Here is a 22,209-nt window from a genome sequence, read left to right on the forward strand (position 1 = left end):
ACAAGCATCTGCGCGGTTGCGCGCACCTCTTGGGGAGGGCCTGCGATGAATTTTCGTGCGATTGCTTCCATATTGTTTTTGACGTCGGCGATATCCGCCCCCGCGTTTGCACAGCAAGCGCAACCGACTACGCCGCCGCTCGGCTCCCCGGCCGCGACCATCACCATTCCGGGCGACCAGCTTCCACCGCCACCGCCGAAATTCGGCGGCACGATCACGGAGGATGCGAAGACCTCGAAGCCGTGGTGGCCTCCGACGGTCGTGCCGCGTAAAGGTGCGCCGAACGTTCTGCTGATCATGACCGACGATTCCGGTTATGGCGTGCCGAGCACATTCGGCGGGGTGATCCCAACGCCAACGCTCGATCGCATCGCCAAGAATGGCCTGCGCTACACCCAATTCCACTCGACGGCGCTCTGCTCGCCGACGCGAGCGGCTCTGATCACCGGTCGCAACCATCACTCGGTCGGCTTCGGCCAGATCAGCGAACTGGCGACTGGATATCCGGGCTATGACTCGGTCATCGGTCCGGAGAACGCGACTATCGGCCGGATTCTGAGCGACAACGGATATGCCACATCGTGGTTCGGCAAGAACCACAACACGCCGTCCTTCCAATACAGCGCGGCCGGTCCGTTCGACCAATGGCCGAGCGGGATGGGCTTCCAGTACTTCTACGGCTTCATGGGTGGCGAGACCGACCAGTGGACGCCGTACCTGTTCCGCGACCACACCCCCGTTTACCCGTGGGTCGGGAAGAAGGGCTACAACCTGATCACCGACATGGCGGACGACGCGATCCGTTACATGAAGGAACTTGACGCCGCGGCGCCCGAGAAACCGTTCTTCGTCTACTACGTACCTGGCGCGACCCATGACCCGCACCAGCCAACCAAGGAATGGATCGACAAGATCAGCAAGATGCACCTGTTCGACCAGGGCTGGGAGAAGTTGCGAGACCAGATCTTCGCCAACCAGAAGCGATTGGGCGTGATTCCCGCAAACACGCAGCTCACGCCGTGGCCGGACGTCTTGCCGAAGTGGGATTCGCTCTCGGAGGTGAAGAAAAAGATCGTCATTCGCGAGGCCGACGTGTTCGCGGCCTATACCGCCTATGTCGACGATGAGATCGGCCGGGTGATCCAGGCCGTCGAAGACATGGGCAAGCTCGACAACACGTTGATCATCTACATCAACGGCGACAACGGCACGAGTTCGGAAGGCTCGATGATGGGTACGCCAAACTGGCTGACGGTCGCCAATGGCGTGCTCGATTTGCCGGAGGTCGAGTATCTTCGATATTACGAATCCTGGGGTTCGGACCAGACCTATCCGCACATGGCCGTGCCGTGGGCGTGGGCGTTCGACACGCCCTTCAAGTGGACCAAGCAGATCGCGTCGCATTTCGGTGGGACGCGGCAGGGTATGGCTATCTCGTGGCCCGGCCACATCAACGATGTCGGAGGCATTCGCCCCCAGTTTCATCACGTGATCGACATCGTGCCCACAATCCTTGAGGCGGCCGGCATCAAGGCGCCCGACATGGTCGACGGCATCAAGCAGAAGCCCATTGAAGGCGTTAGCATGGCGTACACGTTCGACAAGGCAAATGCCAACGCACCGTCGAAGCGCACGACCCAGTACTTCGAGATGTTCGCCAACCGCGGCATTTACCACGAAGGCTGGTACGCCGCGACCACACCACCCGAGCCGCCGTGGCTTGTCGGCACGAAGGCGCTGCCGCCGGTCGAGCAGTACAAGTGGGAGCTCTACAATCTTGCCGAGGACTTCTCGCAGGCGGACGACCTTGCGGCGACGAATCCCGAGAAGCTCAAGGAACTGCAGGCGGTGTTTGCGGCGGAGGCGAGCAGGTACCAGGTGTTTCCGCTGGATAACTCGGTGCTCCCGCGGCTTCTCACGCCGCGGCCGAGTGGGACGGCAGGGCGAACGGAGTTCACCTATGTCGGTGAGAACGCTGACATTCCGATTGCCAATGCTCCCAGCCTCCTGAACAGGGACTACACAATCACAGCCGAGATCACCGTGCCCAGTGGCGGTGCCGAAGGGATGATCGCTACGATGGGCGGGAGGTTCGGTGGCTACGGCCTTTACCTGCTCAAGGGTAAACCGGTCTTCGTCTACAATCTTCTCAATCTCAAACGTTACCGCTGGGAGGGCGGCGTTGGAGCCGATGACTGGCTGGGCCAGGCGCTCAGTCCGGGTAAGCACAAGATCGTCTTCGACTTCAAATACGATGGACCCGGACTCGGCAAAGGCGGCAGCGGTGTCCTTTCGGTTGACGGCCGAGTGCTGTCGCAACAAAAAATGGAACACACGATTCCATTCATGATGGCGATCGATGAATCCATGGACGTTGGGCTCGATACCCGCACCGCGGTCGATGATAGCTATACGCTGCCATTCCGATTCACCGGCAAGATCGACAAACTGACCTACAACATCAAGCCGGAACAGTTGGCTGAGGAAGATCTCAAAGCCATGCAGAAGGCCGCGACCAAAGCAAACGACTAGCCTGGTCATTCCCAGCAAAGCAGTGGGGAGCAAAAAGCTCCCCACTCTCAGAACCCGATATGTTCCGGGCGTCATCTGCGGCGGTCTCCCTCTTCCACGGCTTGCGACCGAAAGACGGGACGTTTCGAGCTTAGGTCAAATATGGGTCGAGCGGCGCGCTAATGAAAAGGAGATCGCTCATGAATTCATCTGCTGGACAGGAAGGCATTTCGCTTCATCGCCGCTGCCTGCTCACGACCGCACTCGGTGCCGGGCTGGGCACAGCCTTGTCATCCACAAGAAGCGAGGCCGCCGGCCCGCTGCTGCGCGCACTCGGCGACCTGAAGGGCGATGTCGAGGAAGAACTGGCGTATGTTCTTGCGTTGGAATGCTATGTCTACGGCTTTCCGCTTGTCATGATGGACGCAACCCGAGCGGTGATGACGGCCACGTCGAAGTCCGAACAGTATAAAGCGCCTGTCAACCAGTTCGGCAGGATGCGGACTTATGTCGATCCGGATTTCAAAGACTGCGTCCGCATCAGCGTCAACTCCCTCTGGGCGTTTTCATTCATCGACCTGGACAAGGAGCCGTTCGTCTATTCTCAGCCCGACACTCAGGGGCGATACATCATCATGCAGGCGCTCAACATGTGGACCGACGATTTCGCCTCGGCGGGCAGTCGGACGACCGGAACTGGCGCCGGAAACTTCCTGATCGCCGGCCCCAAATGGAACGGTGTTGCGCCCAATGGCATCAAGCAAACGTTCCGTTCGACGACCCGCTACGCATCTGTTCTGGTCCAGATCGCATGCGACAGCCCCAAGGAGTTCGTTGCAATCAACAAGCTGCAGGATGAATTGCAACTGACGCCGCTCAGCGCCTGGGGCAAGTCCTACACGCCACCCTCCGATGTGCCGATCGACACCAGTGTCGATACAACGGCGACGCCGTACGATCAGGTGCGGCTCATGACCGGCGAGATGTTCTTCAAGCGCCTCGCCGCTGCGTTGAAGGACAACCCGCCTTACCCTGACGACGCCAAGACTATCGACAAGCTCAAGCGCATCGGGATCGAGGTCGGCAAGGACTTTGAACCGTCCAAGCTCGATCCGGCCGTTCTGCGGGGGATCAACCGGGCGCCGGCCGAGGTCTGGTACAAGCTGGAAACAGGCCCCTACACTGCGCCGACCGTCAACGGCTGGCAGGGCGCGCTGAATATCGGTCGCTTCGGTACCGACTACACCACGCGGGCATTCATCGCCTGGTTTGGATTGGGGGCGCTGACATCGGACGATGCGGTCTATCCAACCGCCTTTGTCGATGGCGACGGCAACGTGCTGGACGGCGCGGCGAAGTATGTTCTCCATCTGGAGAAGGACGAGATATTCCCATCCGAAGCTGGGGTCTGGTCGGTCTCGCCCTATCGCGAGAATTTCTATGTTCGGAACGCGATCAACCGCTACGGCATCACTTCGGCGATGCCGATCAAATACAATCCAGACGGCTCGCTCGATATCTACATCCAGGCGCAATCACCAGGCGCCGACAAGGAGACGAATTGGCTTCCGTGTCCGCCGAGCCTGCCCTTCAATCTCAGCGTCAGGGTCTATCAGCCCAAGACTGCCCTTAAGGATGGCACGTTCAAGATCCCGCCCATCCGGCGCGTTCGCGACACCTGAAGAACTTGCAAGGACTGCGCGAGGAGATGGACAGTGTAATCCAGTTAGTGCCGGTAACGCCTTCAATCGACCAGCTGGCACGGATCATCGGCAACGTGGCGGCCCCGGCTTTCCTGCTGGGAGCCGTCGCGTCCTTCATCTCGGTTCTTATTTCCCGCATCAACCGTGTGGTCGACCGGGCCCAGTTCCTTCACGGCATCACCGATGATGATGCTTCAAAGGCTTACCTCAAGACGGATATTCCCCGGCTGCGGCACCGGGCTTCGCTCCTGAACAGGTCGCTGTTCTGCTCCATCCTTTCTGCGATCCTCACCGCCCTCATCATCATCGTTGCCTTCATCAGCGCCCTGTTCGATGTTGCCCACGAATATGGCGTGGCGCTGCTGTTCATGGCTGCGCTGCTGACGTTCTGCGCTTCTCTCATCGACCTCGCCCGCGAAACCCGAATTGCACTTCACGACAACGACCTGCGCGTGTAAGTCTTCCAGGGCAGTCGAGGGGTGATCGGATGTGACGAAGAGGTCTCGGAAGAGGCGCGGGCGTCAGAAGGCCACCGCGACGGCCCGGCCTGAACAAGCCCGACTCCTGCTCAACGCTCCGCGCCAACATTCCGCTTGCGGACTGCCGCGCTCTTGGCAATCGGGTCGGGTGCGCTGTTTCCTCTGCTTGCAAGCGGGCTGTCCTGGTTCAAGACGCCGGATACCTCGTCTCGGCCGACCAGCGTAGCAGAGCTGAGCTTTGTCGGCAGCCAAGCGTGCAGCGGCTGCCATCAGGCGGAGACAGGGCTATGGCAAAGCTCGCAACATCGCCACGCTATGGATCACGCGAACGACACGTCGGTCCGCGGCGACTTCAACGATACCGCGTTCGAATATGCCGGAACGCGCTCGCGCTTCTTCCGCAAAGACCGGAAATTCTTGGTCGAGAAGGCCCACAAGGCCGATCCCAACGCTAACCGCGAGTGGGAGCCAGAGGAGTGGCAATTCGCGCGCGAGAACGCTCCGCTCGAAATCAAGATTTGCCTGTTCCTCGCACGCTACAGGGCGCGCAAGAACGACAAATTCGTGAACCTACCGGTGCTGCCCGAGTTGCAGGCCTTCATGGGCGAGCTGAAGGTGCAGCGGGCGGACGGGCTGATCGCTGTCCGCGACGACGGGACGGTGTGGCCGTCCGAGAAGCAGTTGCAGACCCGGGTGAGCCACTGGCTGCGCGACCGGGAGCGCGCCGGCCACGTTGGCGCCGGCAAAACGCAAGGGTTCGATTGGAAAACATTTGCCGGCCTGGAACGAAAAAGCTATGGAAATCAATAGGGCGGACGTGGCGGAACAGGTAGACGCAAGGGACTTAAAATCCCTCGATGGCAACGTCGTGTGGGTTCGAGTCCCACCGTCCGCACCAACGCTATGCGCACCTTCCTTGACCGCCCTGCCCGGCTCAGTTCAACGCCGCCAGCCGCTCGAGCTCGGCGAGATCGGTAACCTCCAGCCTGCCCTCCGAGATCGTCAGGATCTTGCGATCGCGAAACAGCGCGAGCACGCGGCTGACATGGACCGAGGTCAGGCCGACGGCGTCGGCGATGTGCTGCTGCTTCAAGGGAAACGGATAGCGGTGGTGCCGGACCACACCGTCCACCGCGACGCGCCGCATCAGGCTGAGCAGCAGATGCGCGATCCGACGCTCGGCCGGACGCTGGCCGAGCACGGTGATGAGCTCGTAGGAGGCCCGGCCGTTGTCGCCGAGAGAGCGGAACACCTCCATCATGACCAGCTCGTCGGCGCGGCACTGCTTGCGGACCTCCTCGCCATCGAGCCGGCTGACCTGGACCTGGGTCAATGCCTTGGCCGAGAAGCTCATGCCTTTGGCGAAGATCGCCGCCGGCGAGAAGATGTCGCCCGGCAGCAGGAAGCGCAGGATCTGGCGGCCGCCATCCGACAACTGGATGTAACGGAATGCCCAGCCGCTGCAGAGCACGAGCACATCGTCGCGCGCCTCGCTCTGGCATTTGATCTGCTGGCCGGCCCGGACGGTGAAGAACTGCTGATGGAGCCGCGGCAGCGCCGACTGCGCCCGGCAGGCCTTGAAAAGCGCGGCACAGAATCCGGAATCGACGTGGGTGCAGGAGACGCAGCAGCCGGGGAGATCGGGTTCTGATCGCAGCATCAAGGGGTGCGCGCTTGTGTCCAATCCGTCCCGCCGACCCGGCTTCGTCATTCGGTCATCGGGACGCTGTGGCGGTCGATCGGGTGCGGCGGATGCCGAGGCCCTTCGACCTACGTCGCAGCTAAAATGGAACCGGCCCGCAGCGATATAACCTGGATTAATCAGACGGCTGAAAGTCGCGCATCCATCCCGGCGGCCGTCGCGGCGCGATCGCTCGCTTGGGCTTTGGATCTCACCCGAAGCATGATTGACGCCACACGCGCCTACGCCGCTCGCGCTCGCGCCGTCAGCTCCGCCATGGTGGTGGACTTGAAGCTCGGCCGCGCCTCCAGCCGTTCGATCCAGGCGACAAGGTTGGGATGGCCGGCGGTCAGCTCCGCCCATTCCGGCGTCAACGACAGGAAGCTCGCCTGCGGCGCGGCCTGCAGATCGGCCAGCGACAGATGATCGCCGACCATGAACGGCTGCTCGCCGAGCAGCCGCGACAACTCCGCGATGACGGTTCTCGCCTGCGGCATCGCGCGCGCGATCGCGGCTTCGTCGGTGGTCGTGCCGAAGAATTGCGGGCCGACGATGCGCTGGAAGATGATGACGTTGCAGACGCCCTGGAACAGGTACCAGTCGCTGATGTTCATCACCTGGTCCATGCGCGCGGCCTGCCTGATATCCGCGGGCGTCAGGGCCGGCTCGGGCAGCACGCGGTCGAGATAGCGCAGGATCGCCTGGGTCTCGTACAACACGAAGCCGTCATGCGCGAGCACCGGCACGCGCCCGAAGGGATGACGCGCCAGATGCGCCGCGCCCTTGGAGTCGCCCGGCGCCAGCGCCGCGAGCCGATACGGCGCGCCTTTCTCCTCCAGTGCGATCAGCACGCTGCGCCCGAACGGGCTCCCCGGCACGGAATGGACGACGAACTCGGACATCACGATCTCCCCCACGCTGATGATGAACTGCTCACGATGACGCCGGCGGCCGCTCGGCCTCGGCCACGAAGCGCTGCAGCAGCCCCGGCCAGCCGCCGTCGACATCCCGCCGCATCGACGCGCCGGCCTCGCGGCCCATGGTTTCGAACTTGTGGTGCAGCAGCTCGACGCGGGTCACGTCCGGGCCCTCGGCAACGAATTGCACATCGATCTCCGAGCGCATCGCCGCGTCCGGCTTCCACTGCGCATCGATCTGCCACAGCATGACGAAGCGATGCGGCGGCTCCCATAGCGTGATGGTCGCGACCGTGGTCGCCGTGCCGTCCTCGGCGATCTCGAGCCAGCGGCCGCCGAGCTTCGGCTCCAGCATCACCTTCTCGATCGGCTTGCGGCCGACCCCATGCGTATGCGGCCACCAGCGCGTCAGGCCGCGCGTGAACACGTCGAACGCATGATCGATCGGCGCCCGGACATGGACGAGCTTCCGCACCGGCGCGATCACGGCCCCCTCACTCATCGATCCCCCCTTTCGTCTGCCGATGCGTGCGCTCCGCCTCGATCTTGAAGGCGAGCAGCGCGTCGTCCCAGAAGCTGTCGAGCCAGTCGCGCAGCTCGGCCAACCCCTCACGGCGCAACGCGTAGATGCGGCGCACGCCTTCGCTGCGCTCCTCGACCAGCCCGGCATCCTTCAGCACCTTCAGATGCTGCGAGACCGCCGGCCGCGACACCGGCATCCCGGCCGCGATCGCATGGACCGGCCGCGGTCCACCGCGCAGCCGTTCGAACACCTCCCGCCGCGTCGGGTCCGCCAGCACATTCAGTGTCGTTCCGTAAGTCATGGCTTACTGTAAGCCACTACTTACATAAACGTCAAGGCGGCAGGCCGGAGAACGCGAGAGCCCCGATCCCTGCAGATCTCGCCACCGCCGGTTGCAAGGAGAAACCCGCCATTAACCATAACCGAACCAGGGTGGAACCAACGGTTGCCGGCGTCCGGGCGGGTTGTGCGACGTCGCTCAGGCTGGCCGGGGCTCGCCATCAATGAGAGGCACGATGCTGGGATTCCGCCGAAAGAACGAACCATCGGACGCCCCGCTTGCGTCCGACACCTCCGCACACGACGCCTTCCAGGACGCGCTGGCCCAGTGCCTCGGTGACTGGGCGGACGGCAAGCTCAATCGCGATATCGGAGGCGTCGATGCTGCCGCGCTGCGCGCCCAGCTCAAGCCGCAACTGATCGAGGCCATCCATCGTCTCGGCACCGCGCTCGCGGCCCGCGCGTCCCAGGATCTCGATTCCGTCGTCGACATCTGCATCAACAGCAACGAAGCCTCGATCAGCGCGGCGCGCCTGATCGGCGCCTCCAACAATCAGTCCGAACGCTGTCAGAGTCTCGCTGCCGCATCGGTGGAGATGCAGGCCTCCGTGCACACCATCCGGTCGACGTCGACCGAAGCCGCTGCCGAGGCTGCCGCGACGCGCCAGGCCGTCGAGAACAGCGTGACCGCGGTACAACGGACGTTGCAGACGATGAACGGCATCGCCAGCTCCGTGCGCGACACCTCGGCGAAGATCGCCGATCTCAGCGCCGCCTCCGCCGAGATCGGATCCATCGTCGGCACCATCGACGCGATCGCCAACCAGACCAACCTGCTGGCACTCAATGCCACCATCGAGGCGGCGCGCGCCGGCGAATTCGGCAGGGGCTTCGCGGTGGTCGCCGCCGAGGTCAAGAACCTGTCGCAGCAGACCACCAAGGCGACGGAGGACATCAAGGGTCGTATCGAGCGGCTGCAGGCCGAGATGAGCGGCATCGTCGAGGCCATGGCCGGCGGCGCCAAGGCGGTCGAGGTCGGCATGTCCGAGATGAACGATCTGGCGCAGGCGATCGATCAGGCCGGCACCCGGACCGCGGTGGTCAGCACCAAGATGGATGAGATCTCCGGCATTCTCGCCGAGCAGTCCGCCGCAACCGACGAGGTCGCGCAGGGCATCACCATCATCGCCGATCTCGCGACCGCCAATGCCAACGAGGTGATGTCGCTCGCGGACACCATGGGCAAGACGGACGCAAAGGTCGGCAAGATGCTGGGCGAGATCGCCAAGCTCTCGCTCGACAACCAGGTGGTGAGATTGGCCAAGGCCGATCACGTGATCTGGAAGAAGCGGCTGGTGGACATGTCGGTCGGCCGGCTGCAACTTCGCGCCGACGAGCTCTCCGATCATCACACGTGCCGGCTCGGCAAATGGTACTATGGCGAAGGCGGCCAGCGTCTGGCCGGCGATCCGGCATTTCGCAACCTCGAACGCCCTCACGAGGCGGTGCACCGCCACGGCAAGGAAGCCGCGCGCCTGTTCAGCTCAGGGCGCATCGATGAAGCACTCAACGAGATCGGCAGGGTCGAGGTCGCTTCCAGCGAGGTGTTGGCGGCGCTGGACGAGATCAGGGCCTCATAGCTACGAGGCTGCTGCCGACGTCACGTCACTCCATCCTCGCGTCATTCCGGGGCGTGCGCAGCACGAGCCCGGAATCCAATGCCACAGGACAGGGTGTGGTGTGAGATGGCCGTGGCGCTTGTCTTCGCCACATGACGGCGCGTGGATATGGATTCCGGGCTCATCGCTGCGCGATGCCCCGGAATGACGGCGAGAGAGCCGGCCCCGTCGGCAGTCGTGTAGCCCGGATGAGCGATAGCGACATCCGGGTCTCCTCCACAGCGCGTTTGAACCCGGATGTCGCTATCGCTCATCCGGGCTGCGGCTACGGGCCGCGGCCGACATCTCGTCACTCGCTCTTGTCGACGTTCCAGAACACCGGCACGGCCTGCCCTTCCAGGACGCCGGTGATCGATTTGCGCCAGGCGCTCGGCATGAACCATTGGCCGAGCGGCACGTAGATCACCTGGTCGTAGACCTCCTGCTGAATCTGGGCGGCGATCCGCTTCTGGTCCTCCGGCTTCGTGGCCTTGGCGAAGGCGTCGCGCAGCTCCTCCATCTTGGGATCGTCGGGCCAGCCGAACGGGCTCTTCTGGCCGCGTGCGCCGACGAAGGTGCTGCCGATCGGATTGCCGGAGTCGGCGATCACCGAGTTGGTGAAGAACATGTTCCAGCCGCCCTCCTTGGGCGGCTTCTGGCTGGCACGCCGCGTCACCACGGTCTGCCAGTCCGTCGTCTGCAGATCGACCTTGAAGCCGGCCTCGCGCAATAGCTGCGCGGCAACCACCGGCTGCGCCTTCAGGGTGATCGCATCGCCCGGCGCGAGGATCACGACGGGCGTACCGTCATAGCCGGCCTCGGCCAGCAGCTTCTTGGCCTGCTCCATGCCGTTGCCCTTCACCAGCGTCTCCGAGCCGATGTCGGATTCGAGCGGCGTGCCGCAGCCGAACACGGCGCCGCAGATCGTGTAGTACTTGGCGTTACCGACGAGCGCGTCGAGCACATCCTTCTGGTTCAGCGCCAGGAACGCCGCACGGCGGATCTTCACATTGTCGAACGGCGGAAACAGGAAGTTCATGCGTCCCAAGGTCTGGTAGCCGAACTTGTTCAGCACGTTCATCGAAAGATCGGGATTGGCTGATAGCACCGGCTCGAGATCGAGCGGCGGGAATTCCATGAAGTCGATGTCGCCGGCCTGCAGCGCGTTGACGGCCGTCTGCGCATCGGGCATCGAGACCCACTCGACGCGGTCGACCTTCACCACCTTGCCGCCGGCCGTCCAGCTCGGCGGCTCCTTGCGCGGCACGTAGTCGGTGTTCTTCTCATACACCGCCTTCACGCCCGGCTGGAATTCCGCCTTGACGAACTTGAACGGTCCGGAGCCGATCTGCTCCGAGATCTGCTGGTTCGCAGGCGTCTCGGCCAAACGCTTCGGCATCATGAACGGTACGTAGGAGGACGGCTTGCCGATCGACTCCAGCACCAGGCCGTACGGCTCCTTCAGCTTCAAGGTGATGGTCTTGGCATCGGTGGCCTCGAGCGAGGCCGTGGCCTCCATCAGCTTCTGGCCCATGCTGTCGTTGCGGCTCCAGCGCTTCAACGAGGCGACGCAATCTTCGGCGGTGACCGGCGCGCCGTCGTGCCACTTCAGGCCGTCGCGCAAGGTGAAGGTGTAGGTCAGCTTGTCGTCCGAAACCGTCCACTCTGCCATCTGCGGCTGGACCTGAAACTTGGCGTCGGTCCCGAGCAGGGTGTCGTATACCATGTAGCCGTGGTCGCGCGTGATGTAGGCCGGCGTGAACACGGGATCGATGACGCGCAGATCCGAATGCATCACCGCCGTAATCGTCTTCTTGCCGGCGGCGAGGGCCTGGGTCGTCACGCCCGCCATCGACACGGCCATGACCGAGGCGACGAACCATGAAACGAGCGCGGATGCGGTCCGGCGCGGAGTATGTGACATGCGATCTCTCTTGGCGTGAGCATCCATCCGAGGGCCCCGATACCGATCAAGGCCTGACGAGGCGTCCTGCGTCGCGTCTGCAAACGCTCAGCAAACAGTCTCGGCGAGGAAGATTTGCAGCAGTTCCATCGGAGGTCAATCGCCATGGACGCATGGGTCACCGCATCAAGCGGCTGCACACATCGTGACTGCCGACGATGGCGTCCCGCCATCTGGAACTCGGCTGCGCCCCGTCCGTTATGCGCAGCAGCAAGGAGCCTGATGATGCCGAATGAAGTCACCAAACCGCGGGACAGCCGACATCCGGCCATGCCGATCCGCACCGATAAGAACCCGTCCCGGGATCAGATCAGCCCACCCTTGATGGTCGAGGGTCTCGAAGCGGTGCGCGATCCGCACTGCTGAAGGGCGCTAACGCACGGGCGAATGCAGGAACAAGAAAGAGACGCGGCGAAGTCTCCACTTCGCCGCGTCTTTGTTTGCGTCACGAGTGCGTCCGCCGCCTACTCGCTCTTGTCGACATTCCAGAACACCGGCGTCGCCGGGCCGTCGAGCACGCCGGTCAGCGATTTGCGCCAGCCACTCGGCAGCAGATATTGTCCGAGCGGGATGTAGATCACCTTCTCGTAGTTCTGCTTCTGGATTTCGGTGGCGATCTTCTTCTGCTCGTCGAGCGAGGACGACCGCGCATAGGCGTCGCGCAGCTTCTCGATGTCGGCATCCTCGGCCCAGCCGAACCAGCCGCCCTTGGTGCCGCGGCCGCCGACCGAGACGTTCGCCACGGGATTGGCGACGTCGGCGCCGACCCAGTTGGTGAAGAACATGTTCCAGCCGCCCTCCTTCACGGGCTTCTGGCTGGCGCGCCGCGTCACCACCGTCTGCCAGTCGGTGGCCTGCAGGTCGACCTTGAAGCCGGCCTCGCGCAACAGCTGCGCCGCCACCACGGGCTGCGCCTTCAAGGTGGTGACGTCGCCCGGCGCCATGATCGCGATCGGCGTGCCGTCATAGCCGGACTCGGCGAGCGCCTTCTTGGCCTCGGCCATGCCGTTGCCCTTGATCAGCGTCTCGGCACCGACGTCGGTCTCGAGCGGCGTGCCGCACACGAACACGGCGCCGCAGACCTTCTGGTACTTCTCGTTGCCGACCAGCGCGTCGAGCACGTCCTTCTGGTTCAGGGCGAGGAAGGCCGCGCGGCGCACCTTCACGTTGTCGAACGGCGGGTTGAGGAAGTTCATGCGGCCGAGCGTCTGGTAGCCGAACTTGTTCAGCACGTCGATCTTGAGCTCGGAGTTCGACTCCAGCACCGGCAGCATGTCGTAGGGAAGGTTCTCCATGAAGTCGATGTCGCCGGACTGCAGCGCGTTCACAGCGGTCTGCGCGTCAGGCATCGTGATCCACTCGACGCGGTCGACCTTCACCACCTTGCCGCCGGACGTCCAGCTCGCCGGCTCCTTGCGCGGCACGTAGTCGGTGTTCTTCTCGTACACCGCCTTCACGCCCGGCTGGAATTCCGCCTTGACGAATTTGAACGGGCCCGAGCCGATCTGCTCGGGAATCTGCTGGCCCTGCGGCGTCTCGGCGAGACGCTTCGGCATCATGAACGGCACCAGCGAGGACGGCTTGGCGATCGACTCCAGGACGAGTCCGTAGGGCTCCTTCAACTTGAGCACGATGGTCTTGGCATCCGGCGCCTCCAGGCTCGCCGTGAAGTCCATCAGCTTCTGGCCCATGCCGTCATTGCGGCCCCAGCGCTTCAGCGAGGCGACGCAGTCCTCGGCGGTCACGGGCGTGCCGTCATGCCATTTCAGGCCGTCGCGCAGGGTGAAGGTGTAGGTCAGCTTGTCGTCGGAGACCTTCCAGTCCGCCATCTGCGGCTGGACCTTGAAATTCGAATCGGTCGCCAGCAGCGTGTCATAAACCATGTAGCCATGGTCGCGGGTGATGTAGGCCGTCGTGAATCCGGGATCGATGACGCGCAGATCCGAATGCATCACCGCCGTGATCGTCTTCTTGCCGGCTGCGATGGCCTGGGTGCTCAGCGCCGTCGAGAGCGAAAGCATGGAAACGGCGAGGCTCGTCGCGAGCGTCAGACGTTTCCAGCGCGGGCTGTGGAACATTACGAGGTCTCCTGAGTGGATGGCTTGACCTGAAACTCATCAGATCCAGACCATTCGTTGGGCGTGCAGATCAATCCTTGTGCGAACTAACATGCTGTAAGTCGCGAGCTTTCGACAGTTGCAGACGTCGCCTTTCGCGTCAATCCGCATTCAGCGCATGCGGCCCTGGGCTGAGAATGCCGTTAACGTCTGCGTAGCTTTCGCTTTACAAGACGTGCGCAACTCCGTCTCGTGTCATGAGATCGCGACAAAGCCTTGAGAGAGCACAAATGAATCCAGCCCATCTTCCCTTCGATACCGACATCATGCTGCAGGGCTTGCGCGGCTGGGTCGAATGCGAAAGTCCGACCTGGGACGCCGCCGCGGTGGAGCGCATGCTGGATCTTGCCGCGCGCGACATGGCCATCCTGGGTGCGACGATCGAGCGCATCGCCGGGCGCCAGGGTTTCGCCGGCTGCGTGCGCGCCCGCTTCCCGCACCCGCGGCAGGGTGAGCCCGGCATCCTGATCGCCGGCCACATGGATACCGTTCACCCCGTCGGCACGCTGGCCAGGCTGCCTTGGCGCCGCGAGGGCAACAAATGCTACGGGCCCGGCATCTGCGACATGAAAGGCGGCAACTATCTCACGCTGGAAGCGATCCGCCAGCTGATCAAGGCTTCCATCGCGACGCCGCTGCCGATCACCATCCTGTTCACGCCGGACGAGGAGGTCGGCACGCCCTCGACCCGCGACATCATCGAAGCCGAGGCGCAGCGCAACAAATACGTGCTGGTGCCCGAGCCGGGCCGTCAGGACAACGGCGTGGTGACCGGCCGCTATGCCATCGCCCGCTTCAATCTCGAGGCGATCGGACGTCCGAGCCATGCCGGCGCGCGGCTCGGCGCGGGCCGTTCCGCGATCCGGGAAATGGCGCGACAGATCCTCGCCATCGACGGCATGACGACGGAGGACTGCACCTTCTCGGTCGGCATCGTGCATGCCGGCCAGTGGGTCAACTGCGTCGCCACCACCGCCACCGGCGAAGCGCTCAGCATGGCGAAGCGGCAGGCCGATCTCGACCGCGGCGTGGAGCGGATGCTGGCGCTGTCCGGCACCACCGACGACGTGACCTTCAAGGTGACGCGCGGCGTGACGCGGCCGGTGTGGGAGCCGGATTCCGGAACCATGGCGCTGTACGACAAGGCGCGCAGCATCGCCGAACAGCTCGGCCTGTCGCTGCCGCACGGCTCGGCAGGCGGCGGCTCGGATGGCAACTTTACCGGCGCGCTCGGCATTCCGACCCTCGACGGCCTCGGGGTGCGCGGCACCGACATGCACACCCTGAACGAGCACATCGAGATCGACAGCCTTGCCGAGCGTGGCCGCCTGATGGCGGGTCTGCTCGCGACCCTGGCGTAGGATTGCCTCCGGGCAAGATCTCGTAGCCCGCATGAGCGCAGCGACATGCGGGGTCACCGCCGCAGCGCGAGACCCCGGGGTCGCTTCGCTCTCGCGGCTACGCACCGCCTGCTGCGCAGCAGCACGGTTTCATTTTCCGGGACCAGGACGGTGAGTAGACAACGGCTCCACGGCGCGCGCATGATGGCATGCGGCTTGCAAAGTTTCGCGCAAGGTTCGCCGCAAAGTGCTGCGACATTGTTCGCAAATGCGACGGTTCGCGCGGATCACGAACGCCGTGTCATCGCGCGTGCACGAGCGGACGAGCGAACACCGGAGACCTTGAAAGCGATGGATATCGGTGACATGCACACTCTCTCACGACGTTGCGCGCGTCGCCCCAGCACCATGAAGGCGGTTCTCTCAAGATGATCGGTTATCTGCTTCGCCGCATCCTCGCATCCATCCCCGTGATGGGCGTGGTGGCGCTGTTCGTCTTTCTGCTGCTGCGGCTGACGCCGGGCGATCCCGCCGCGATTCTCGCCGGCGACAACGCGACCCCTGAGCAGCTCGAGCGCATCCGCACCACGCTCGGACTGAACGAGCCGCTCTACATCCAGTTCATCACCTGGATCAATCAGCTGCTGCATGGCGATCTCGGCGTGTCGCTGATCTCGAAGGTGCCGGTGCTGCAGATGATCGGCCAGCGCATCGAGCCGTCGATCTCGGTCGCGATCTCGACCATCATCCTGTCGATTCTCGTCGCGGTCCCGCTCGGCGTCATCGCGGCCTGGAAGCACGGCACCTGGATCGATCGTTTCGTGATGGCGCTCTCGGTGATCGGCTTCTCGGTGCCGGTGTTCGTCATCGGCTACATCCTGATCCAGCTGTTCGCGATCAACCTGCGCTGGGTCCCCGTCCAGGGCTTCAAGAGTCTCAGCGCCGGCTTCGGCCCGTTCTTCGAGCGCATCATCCTGCCGACCTGCGCATTGTCCTTCATCTACGTCGCGCTGATCGCGCGCATGACGCGCGCCGCGATGCTCGACGTGCTCGGCGAGGACTTCGTGCGCACCGCGCGCGCCAAGGGCGTCAGCGAGATCGCGGTGCTGCTGCGCCACGCGTTGCGCAATGCGGCCGTGCCCGTCATCACGGTGATCGGCTCCGGCTTCGCGCTGTTGATCTCCGGCGTCGTGGTCACCGAGAGCGTGTTCAACCTGCCCGGCATCGGCCGCCTCACCGTCGACGCCGTGCTGGCGCGCGACTATCCGGTCATCCAGGGCATGATCCTTCTGACCTCCTTCATCTATCTCGCGGTCAATCTCCTGATCGACCTCGCCTACACCCTGCTCGATCCACGCATCCGCTACTGAGGCCCTTTCCGATGGCGATCGTCACCACCCCTGAGCCGTCGATCCCGGTCACCACGCGACTGGGGCCCCGGTTCGGCTTTCTCACCTCGACCCCGATCATCGCCGTGGCGACCGTCTGCCTGTCGCTCATCGTGCTGATATCGATCCTCGCACCGCTGCTGGCGCCGCACGATCCCGTGCTGCTCGCGCCGGCGCAGCGGCTCAAGCCGTCGAGCGCGCAACACCTGCTCGGCACCGACGCCTATGGCCGCGACCTGCTGTCGCGCACGATCTATGGCGGCCGCATCTCGCTTCTGGTCGGCGTCGGCGCCGCGATCATCTCGATCGCGATCGGGCTCGTGATCGGCCTCGTCTCCGGCTTCTTCCGCTGGGTCGACGCCATCCTGATGCGCGTCATGGACGGCCTGATGGCGATCCCGAGCATCCTGCTCGCCATCGCCGTCGTCTCGCTGTCGGGCGCCAGCGTCGGCACCGTGATGATCGCGATCACCATCGTCGAGATCCCGCGCGTCGCGCGCCTGGTCCGCTCGGTCGTGCTGACGGCACGCGAGGAGCCCTATGTCGAAGCTGCGATTTCGCTGGGGACGTCGATGCCCAAGATCATGTGGCGGCATCTGATGCCGAACACGATCGCGCCGCTGATCGTCCAGGGCACCTACATCTGCGCCGCCGCGATCCTCACCGAGGCGATCCTGTCGTTCCTCGGCGCCGGCATCAGCCCGGAGACGCCGACCTGGGGCAACATCATGGCCGAGGGCCGCTCCTACTTCCAGATCAAGCCGTCGCTGATCTTCTGGCCGGGCCTGCTGCTGTCGATCGCGATCCTCTCGATCAACCTGATCGGCGACGCCGCCCGCGACGCGCTCGACCCGCGCATGAAGCAGCGCGAGGCCGGCAAGTGACGGCCCTTCGTAGCCCGGATGATCATCTCACTTTTCGTCATTGCGAGCGAAGCGAAGCAATCCAGGGCCACGCCCGGAACTCTGGATTGCTTCGTCGCTTCGCTCCTCGCAATGACGCTGGAGAAATGAACACATGACCGACACCATCCTCGACATCGACAATCTCGTCGTCACCGTCGGCAAGACGAAGAACCCGAACGGCCCGCGCATCATCGACGGCGTCTCGATCAAGGTCGAAAAGGGCGAGACGCTCTGCGTCGTCGGCGAAAGCGGCTCCGGCAAATCGGTGACCTCGCTGACCACGATGGGCCTGCTGCCGAAGAACGCGCTGCATGCCGTCGGCGGCAGCGTCAAGCTGGTCGGCGAAGAGCTGCTCACCGCGAGCGATCGCCGGCTGCGCGAGCTGCGCGCCACCCGGATGGCGATGATCTTCCAGGAGCCGATGACCGCGCTCAATCCGGTCGTGCCGGTGGGCCGCCAGATCGACGAGGTCCTGCGCGCGCATACGTCCCTCGATGCGCGGACGCGGCGCAAGCGCATCCTCGACATGATGGAGCAGGTCCACCTGCCCGACGTCGAGCGCATTTTCGGCTCCTATCCCCATCGCCTGTCCGGCGGCCAGCGCCAGCGCATCATGATCGCGATGGCGCTGGTGCTCGAGCCGAAACTCCTGATCGCCGACGAGCCGACCACCGCACTCGACGTCACCACGCAGAAGCAGATCCTCTCGCTGATCCGCGAGTTGCAGCGCGATCACGGCACCGCCGTGCTGTTCATCACCCACGACATGGGCGTCGTCGCCGAGATCGCCGACCGCGTCTCGGTGATGCGCCAGGGCCGCCTGGTCGAGACCGGCGCGCTCGACAAGATCCTGCGCAGCCCCGAGATGGACTACACGCGCAACCTGCTCGCCTCCGTCCCCAGCCTGATCCCACGCCCGCCGCGGCCCGAGAGCACCGAGCCGGTGGTGCTGGAGACCAACGAGCTCGGCAAGGTCTATCGCGAGCGCTCGTTCCTCGGCAAGGCGCGCGAAGTCGTCGCGGCGCAGAACGTCACGCTCACCCTGCGCAAGGGCCGCACGCTCGGCATCGTCGGCGAAAGCGGCTCCGGCAAGTCGACGGTGGCACGCTGCATCGTGCGCCTGATCGATCCGACCTCCGGCGGCGTCCGCCTCGCCGGCCACGAGATCTCGATCCTGACCCGGCGGCTGCTGCAGCCGCACCGCAAGCGCATCCAGATCGTGTTCCAGGACCCCTACCGCTCGCTCAACCCGCGGCTGACCGTCGGCGAGAGCATCGCCGAGGGACCGGTCAACTACGGCACCTCGCATGACAAGGCGATGGCGCGGGCGCGCGAGCTGCTCGAGCTGGTCGGCCTGCCCGCGGACGCGATCTCGCGCTACCCGCACCAGTTCTCCGGCGGCCAGCGCCAGCGCATCGCGATCGCGCGCGCGCTCGCGCTCGATCCCGACGTGCTGGTGGCGGATGAAGCGGTCTCCGCGCTCGACGTCTCGGTGCAGGCGCAGGTGCTGGAGCTGCTCGACGAGATCCAGCGCCGGCTCGGCATCGCCATCCTGTTCATCACGCATGACCTGCGCGTCGCCGCGCAGATCTGCGACGACGTCGTCGTGATGCAGAAGGGCCGCATCGTCGAGCAGGGCCCGGCCGGCGAGATCCTGACGCATCCGAAGGAGGCCTATACCAAGTCCCTGCTCGAGGCCGCGCCGGGACGGAACTGGGATTTCGCGAACTTCCGGCCGGTGGCGGAGGCGGTGGCGTAGCAGCGCCACCCACCGCTGTCATTCCGGGGCGTGCGCAGCACGAACCCGGAATCCATACCCACAGGCGGGTGTGGTGATATCGGCTGGTCGACAGCCTGCTTCCCAACGACCGCCTGTGGGTATGGATTCCGGGCTCATCGCCGCGCGATGCCCCGGAATGACGCGCGGAGAGAGTCCGTGCAGGCCGGCGCGCCGTCATCGTGGCCCGCATGCAAAACGGCATCGCTCCTTCGCTTGCCTGCGCCACGAGGGCCGGTCTAACGTCATGACACGTTCAACGGCCTGAGGCGAAGTAATGACGCGCGTCGCGATCGGCGGCTTCCTGCACGAGACCAATACATTCGCACCGACGAAAGCCGACTACGACGCGTTCATGCACGGCGGCGGCCGCGCCTCGATCGCCGATGCGGCCTCCGTGCTCACGACGATGCGCGGCATCAATGCCGGCCAGGCCGGCTTCATGGCAGTCGCGGAAGCCAACGGTTGGGACGTCGTGCCCACCATCGCCTGCGCGGCGAGTCCCTCCGCGCATGTCGCCAGGGATGCGTTCGAGCGCATCACGGGCGTGATGGTCGACCGCATCAAGGCCGCCGGCCCGCTCGACGGCGTCTATCTCGACCTGCATGGTGCGATGGTGACGGAGCATCTCGACGACGGCGAAGGCGAGATCCTGGCGCGCGTGCGCGAGGTGATCGGCCCGAACGTGCCGCTCGTCGCGAGCCTCGACCTGCATGCCAACGTCACCCCCGAGATGATGGCACATGCCGATGCGCTGATCGCCTACCGGAAATATCCGCACACCGACATGGCCGACACCGGTCGCGCCAGCGCCGAGCACCTCGCGCTGCTGCTGCGCGCAAAGACGCCGCTGGCGAAAGCCTTCCGGCAGTTGCCGTTCCTGATCCCGATCAGCTGGCAGTGCACCAATGACCAGCCGACCAAGGGCATCTACGAGAAGCTTGCGGCGCTGCAGAGCGAGGCGGTGCCGACGCTGTCGTTCGCGCCCGGCTTTCCCGCCGCCGATTTCGCGCATTGCGGCCCGAGCGTGTTCGCTTATGGCCGGACGCAGGCCGACGCGGACGCCGCGGCGGATGCGATCGCGGCGATCGTCGCGGGCCACGAGGATGATTTCGACGGCCGCATCTACACGCCCGATGACGGCGTGCGCCATGCGATGATGCTGGCGAAGACGGCGACGCGTCCGATCGTGATCGCCGACACCCAGGACAATCCCGGCGCGGGCGGCGATTCCGATACGACCGGCATGCTGCGCGCGCTGGTGCGCAATCGCGCCAGCCGCGCCGCGATCGGCATGATCTACGATCCGCAAGCGGCGATCGCCGCGCATGCGGCCGGCGAAGGGGCCACCGTGACGCTGTCGCTCGGCGGCAAGAGCGGCATTCCCGGCGATGCGCCGTTCGAGGAGAGCTTCATCGTCGAGAAGATCTCCGACGGCCGCTTCGTCGCACCCGGCCCGTTCTACGGCGGCCGCAAGATGGAAATGGGACCGTCAGCGTGTTTGCGCATTGGCGACGTCCGCGTCGTCGTGGCCTCGCACAAGTCCCAGCTTGCCGACCAGGAGATGTACCGCTTCGTCGGCATCGAGCCGACCGCGCAGGCGATCCTGGTCAACAAGAGCTCGGTGCATTTCCGCGCCGATTTCGAACCGATCGCCGAACATCTCCTGATCTGCGCCGCGCCCGGCGCGATGCCCGCCGATCCCTCCACCCTGCCCTGGACCAGCTTGCGTCCGGGCATCCGCCTCAAGCCGAACGGCCCGGCGTTCGAAGCTTAACCCGACAACGGAAACGCCCCATGCCCACCATCGATCGCATCCAGGCTTACGCCGACGAGCTCACCGCCATCCGCCGCGACCTGCACGCGCATCCGGAGATCGGCTTCGAGGAGACGCGCACCTCCGGCATCGTGGCCGAGAAGCTTGCGCAATGGGGCATCGAGGTGCATCGCGGCCTCGGCGGCACCGGGGTGATCGGCGTGCTGAAGGGCAAGAACGACAGCGGCAGGAAGATCGGCCTGCGCGCCGACATGGATGCGCTGCCGATGGAGGAGAACACGAACCTGCCGTGGCGCTCGACCATCCCCGGCCGTTTCCACGGCTGCGGCCATGACGGCCACACCACGATGCTGCTCGGCACCGCGCGCTATCTTGCCGAGACCCGCAACTTCGACGGCACCGTGCACTTCATCTTCCAGCCGGCGGAGGAAGGCCTCGGCGGCGCACGCGCGATGATCAAGGACGGCCTGTTCCAGAAGTTTCCCTGCGACGAGCTCTACGGCCTGCACAACGCGCCGGACTTGGAGCACGGCGAGATCGCGATCCTGCCCGGTCCGGCAATGGCCGGCGCCGACTTCTTCGACATCCGGATTTCCGGCTACGGCGCTCATGGCGCCATGCCCGAGCGTTCCAAGGATGCGGTGGTGATCGCGACCAGCGTGGCGCAGGCGATCCAGACCATCGTCAGCCGCAATGTCGAGCCGCTGCAGGCCGCGGTCGTCTCGATCACGCAGATCCACGCCGGCTCGGCCTACAACGTCATTCCCGGCGATGCCTGGCTGTGCGGCACCGTGCGCGCGTTCTCGGATCCCGTGCGCGCGTTGGTCCGCGAGCGCATGCGCGCGATCTGCGCCGGCATGGCGGCCGCCTTCAATTGCGAGATCGATGTCGACATCCGCGACACGTTCAGCGTGCTGGTGAACCAGGAGGAGCAGTCCAAGGTCGTCGAGCAGGTCGCGCGCACCGTGGTCGATCCATCCAAGGTGCTGACGCGCTCGACGCCGAAGATGGGCAGCGAGGATTTCGCCGACATGCTGCAGACGATTCCCGGCGCCTATTTCTGGGTCGGCCATGACGGCTCGGTGCCGGTGCACAATCCCGGCTACGTGCTCGACGACAAGATCCTGCCGATCGGCGCCAGCATGTTCGCCCGCATCATCGAGACGCGGCTGCCGGCGGCCTAGCGCGACT

General features: G+C 64.7%; 18 protein-coding genes and 1 tRNA gene. 13 read left to right on the forward strand and 6 right to left on the reverse strand.

Annotated elements, in window-relative coordinates:
- The first annotated feature begins 45 nt into the window (after window positions 1-45).
- The 5 genes from ACQR0U_RS15905 to ACQR0U_RS15925 all read left to right on the forward strand — a co-directional run bounded on the left by ACQR0U_RS15905 (window position 46) and on the right by ACQR0U_RS15925 (window position 5,591).
- Complete coding sequence (locus ACQR0U_RS15905) at window positions 46-2,532, forward strand: arylsulfatase (RefSeq protein WP_316175588.1); 2,487 nt, start codon at window positions 46-48, stop codon at window positions 2,530-2,532.
- A 179-nt stretch (window positions 2,533-2,711) separates the two neighbouring features.
- Complete coding sequence (locus ACQR0U_RS15910; protein WP_316175584.1) at window positions 2,712-4,193, forward strand: DUF1254 domain-containing protein; 1,482 nt, start codon at window positions 2,712-2,714, stop codon at window positions 4,191-4,193.
- A 26-nt stretch (window positions 4,194-4,219) separates the two neighbouring features.
- Entirely contained in the window at window positions 4,220-4,672 is a 453-nt protein-coding gene (locus ACQR0U_RS15915) for a DUF2721 domain-containing protein (RefSeq protein WP_315826231.1), read from the forward strand.
- A gap of 153 nt (window positions 4,673-4,825) precedes the next feature.
- A complete protein-coding gene (locus ACQR0U_RS15920; protein ID WP_434843481.1) occupies window positions 4,826-5,503 on the forward strand; it encodes a hypothetical protein in 678 nt (225 codons plus the stop codon).
- 1 nt (window position 5,504) lies between these two features.
- A tRNA-Leu gene (locus ACQR0U_RS15925) sits at window positions 5,505-5,591 on the forward strand.
- Between the two features lie 36 nt (window positions 5,592-5,627).
- Here the strand turns inward: ACQR0U_RS15925 and ACQR0U_RS15930 are convergent.
- The 4 genes from ACQR0U_RS15930 to ACQR0U_RS15945 form a co-directional block, all read right to left on the reverse strand.
- Window positions 5,628-6,353 carry a Crp/Fnr family transcriptional regulator gene (locus ACQR0U_RS15930; RefSeq protein ID WP_434843482.1) on the reverse strand — a complete coding sequence of 242 codons (726 nt, stop codon included), beginning with the start codon at window positions 6,351-6,353 and terminating at the stop codon, window positions 5,628-5,630.
- 263 nt (window positions 6,354-6,616) lie between these two features.
- Window positions 6,617-7,276, reverse strand: a complete 660-nt coding sequence (locus ACQR0U_RS15935) for a glutathione S-transferase family protein (protein ID WP_316172943.1) — start codon at window positions 7,274-7,276, stop codon at window positions 6,617-6,619.
- 31 nt (window positions 7,277-7,307) lie between these two features.
- Window positions 7,308-7,793, reverse strand: coding sequence for an SRPBCC family protein (locus tag ACQR0U_RS15940; protein ID WP_434843483.1), 486 nt, complete (start codon window positions 7,791-7,793; stop codon window positions 7,308-7,310).
- Window positions 7,786-8,115, reverse strand: coding sequence for an ArsR/SmtB family transcription factor (locus ACQR0U_RS15945; protein WP_315714704.1), 330 nt, complete (start codon window positions 8,113-8,115; stop codon window positions 7,786-7,788). The genes ACQR0U_RS15940 and ACQR0U_RS15945 overlap by 8 nt, the downstream gene beginning before the upstream one ends.
- A 214-nt stretch (window positions 8,116-8,329) precedes the next feature.
- Between ACQR0U_RS15945 and ACQR0U_RS15950 the strand changes: the two genes are divergently transcribed.
- On the forward strand, window positions 8,330-9,733 hold the full coding sequence (locus tag ACQR0U_RS15950; RefSeq protein WP_315826240.1) for a methyl-accepting chemotaxis protein: 1,404 nt from the start codon (window positions 8,330-8,332) through the stop codon (window positions 9,731-9,733).
- A 328-nt stretch (window positions 9,734-10,061) separates the two neighbouring features.
- On the opposite strand, the gene ACQR0U_RS15955 is transcribed toward ACQR0U_RS15950, so the two are convergent.
- Complete coding sequence (locus ACQR0U_RS15955; protein WP_315826241.1) at window positions 10,062-11,675, reverse strand: ABC transporter substrate-binding protein; 1,614 nt, start codon at window positions 11,673-11,675, stop codon at window positions 10,062-10,064.
- A gap of 264 nt (window positions 11,676-11,939) precedes the next feature.
- Here ACQR0U_RS15955 and ACQR0U_RS15960 point away from each other — a divergent pair, with 264 nt between their 5' ends.
- A complete protein-coding gene (locus ACQR0U_RS15960) occupies window positions 11,940-12,080 on the forward strand; it encodes a hypothetical protein (RefSeq protein WP_434843484.1) in 141 nt (46 codons plus the stop codon).
- A gap of 98 nt (window positions 12,081-12,178) precedes the next feature.
- On the opposite strand, the gene ACQR0U_RS15965 is transcribed toward ACQR0U_RS15960, so the two are convergent.
- Complete coding sequence (locus ACQR0U_RS15965) at window positions 12,179-13,792, reverse strand: ABC transporter substrate-binding protein (RefSeq protein WP_315749432.1); 1,614 nt, start codon at window positions 13,790-13,792, stop codon at window positions 12,179-12,181.
- 269 nt (window positions 13,793-14,061) lie between these two features.
- On the opposite strand from ACQR0U_RS15965, the gene ACQR0U_RS15970 reads away from it, so the two are divergent.
- The 6 genes from ACQR0U_RS15970 (at window position 14,062) to ACQR0U_RS15995 (ending at window position 22,202) form a co-directional block, all read left to right on the forward strand.
- Complete coding sequence (locus ACQR0U_RS15970) at window positions 14,062-15,192, forward strand: M20/M25/M40 family metallo-hydrolase (RefSeq protein WP_434843485.1); 1,131 nt, start codon at window positions 14,062-14,064, stop codon at window positions 15,190-15,192.
- Window positions 15,193-15,599: 407 nt separating this feature from the next.
- A complete protein-coding gene (locus ACQR0U_RS15975; protein WP_315714710.1) occupies window positions 15,600-16,541 on the forward strand; it encodes an ABC transporter permease in 942 nt (313 codons plus the stop codon).
- Between the two features lie 11 nt (window positions 16,542-16,552).
- Window positions 16,553-17,443 carry an ABC transporter permease gene (locus ACQR0U_RS15980; RefSeq protein WP_315714711.1) on the forward strand — a complete coding sequence of 297 codons (891 nt, stop codon included), beginning with the start codon at window positions 16,553-16,555 and terminating at the stop codon, window positions 17,441-17,443.
- A gap of 133 nt (window positions 17,444-17,576) precedes the next feature.
- Window positions 17,577-19,223: an ABC transporter ATP-binding protein gene (locus tag ACQR0U_RS15985; protein WP_315714712.1), complete on the forward strand. Its 1,647-nt coding sequence runs from the start codon at window positions 17,577-17,579 to the stop codon at window positions 19,221-19,223.
- A gap of 295 nt (window positions 19,224-19,518) precedes the next feature.
- Complete coding sequence (locus tag ACQR0U_RS15990; RefSeq protein ID WP_434843486.1) at window positions 19,519-21,018, forward strand: M81 family metallopeptidase; 1,500 nt, start codon at window positions 19,519-19,521, stop codon at window positions 21,016-21,018.
- 20 nt (window positions 21,019-21,038) lie between these two features.
- Window positions 21,039-22,202: a M20 aminoacylase family protein gene (locus ACQR0U_RS15995; RefSeq protein ID WP_315749426.1), complete on the forward strand. Its 1,164-nt coding sequence runs from the start codon at window positions 21,039-21,041 to the stop codon at window positions 22,200-22,202.
- The last annotated feature ends 7 nt before the right edge of the window (window positions 22,203-22,209 follow it).

The sequence above is a fragment of the Bradyrhizobium sp. HKCCYLRH3097 genome (assembly GCF_051167875.1).
Taxonomy (GTDB): domain Bacteria; phylum Pseudomonadota; class Alphaproteobacteria; order Rhizobiales; family Xanthobacteraceae; genus Bradyrhizobium.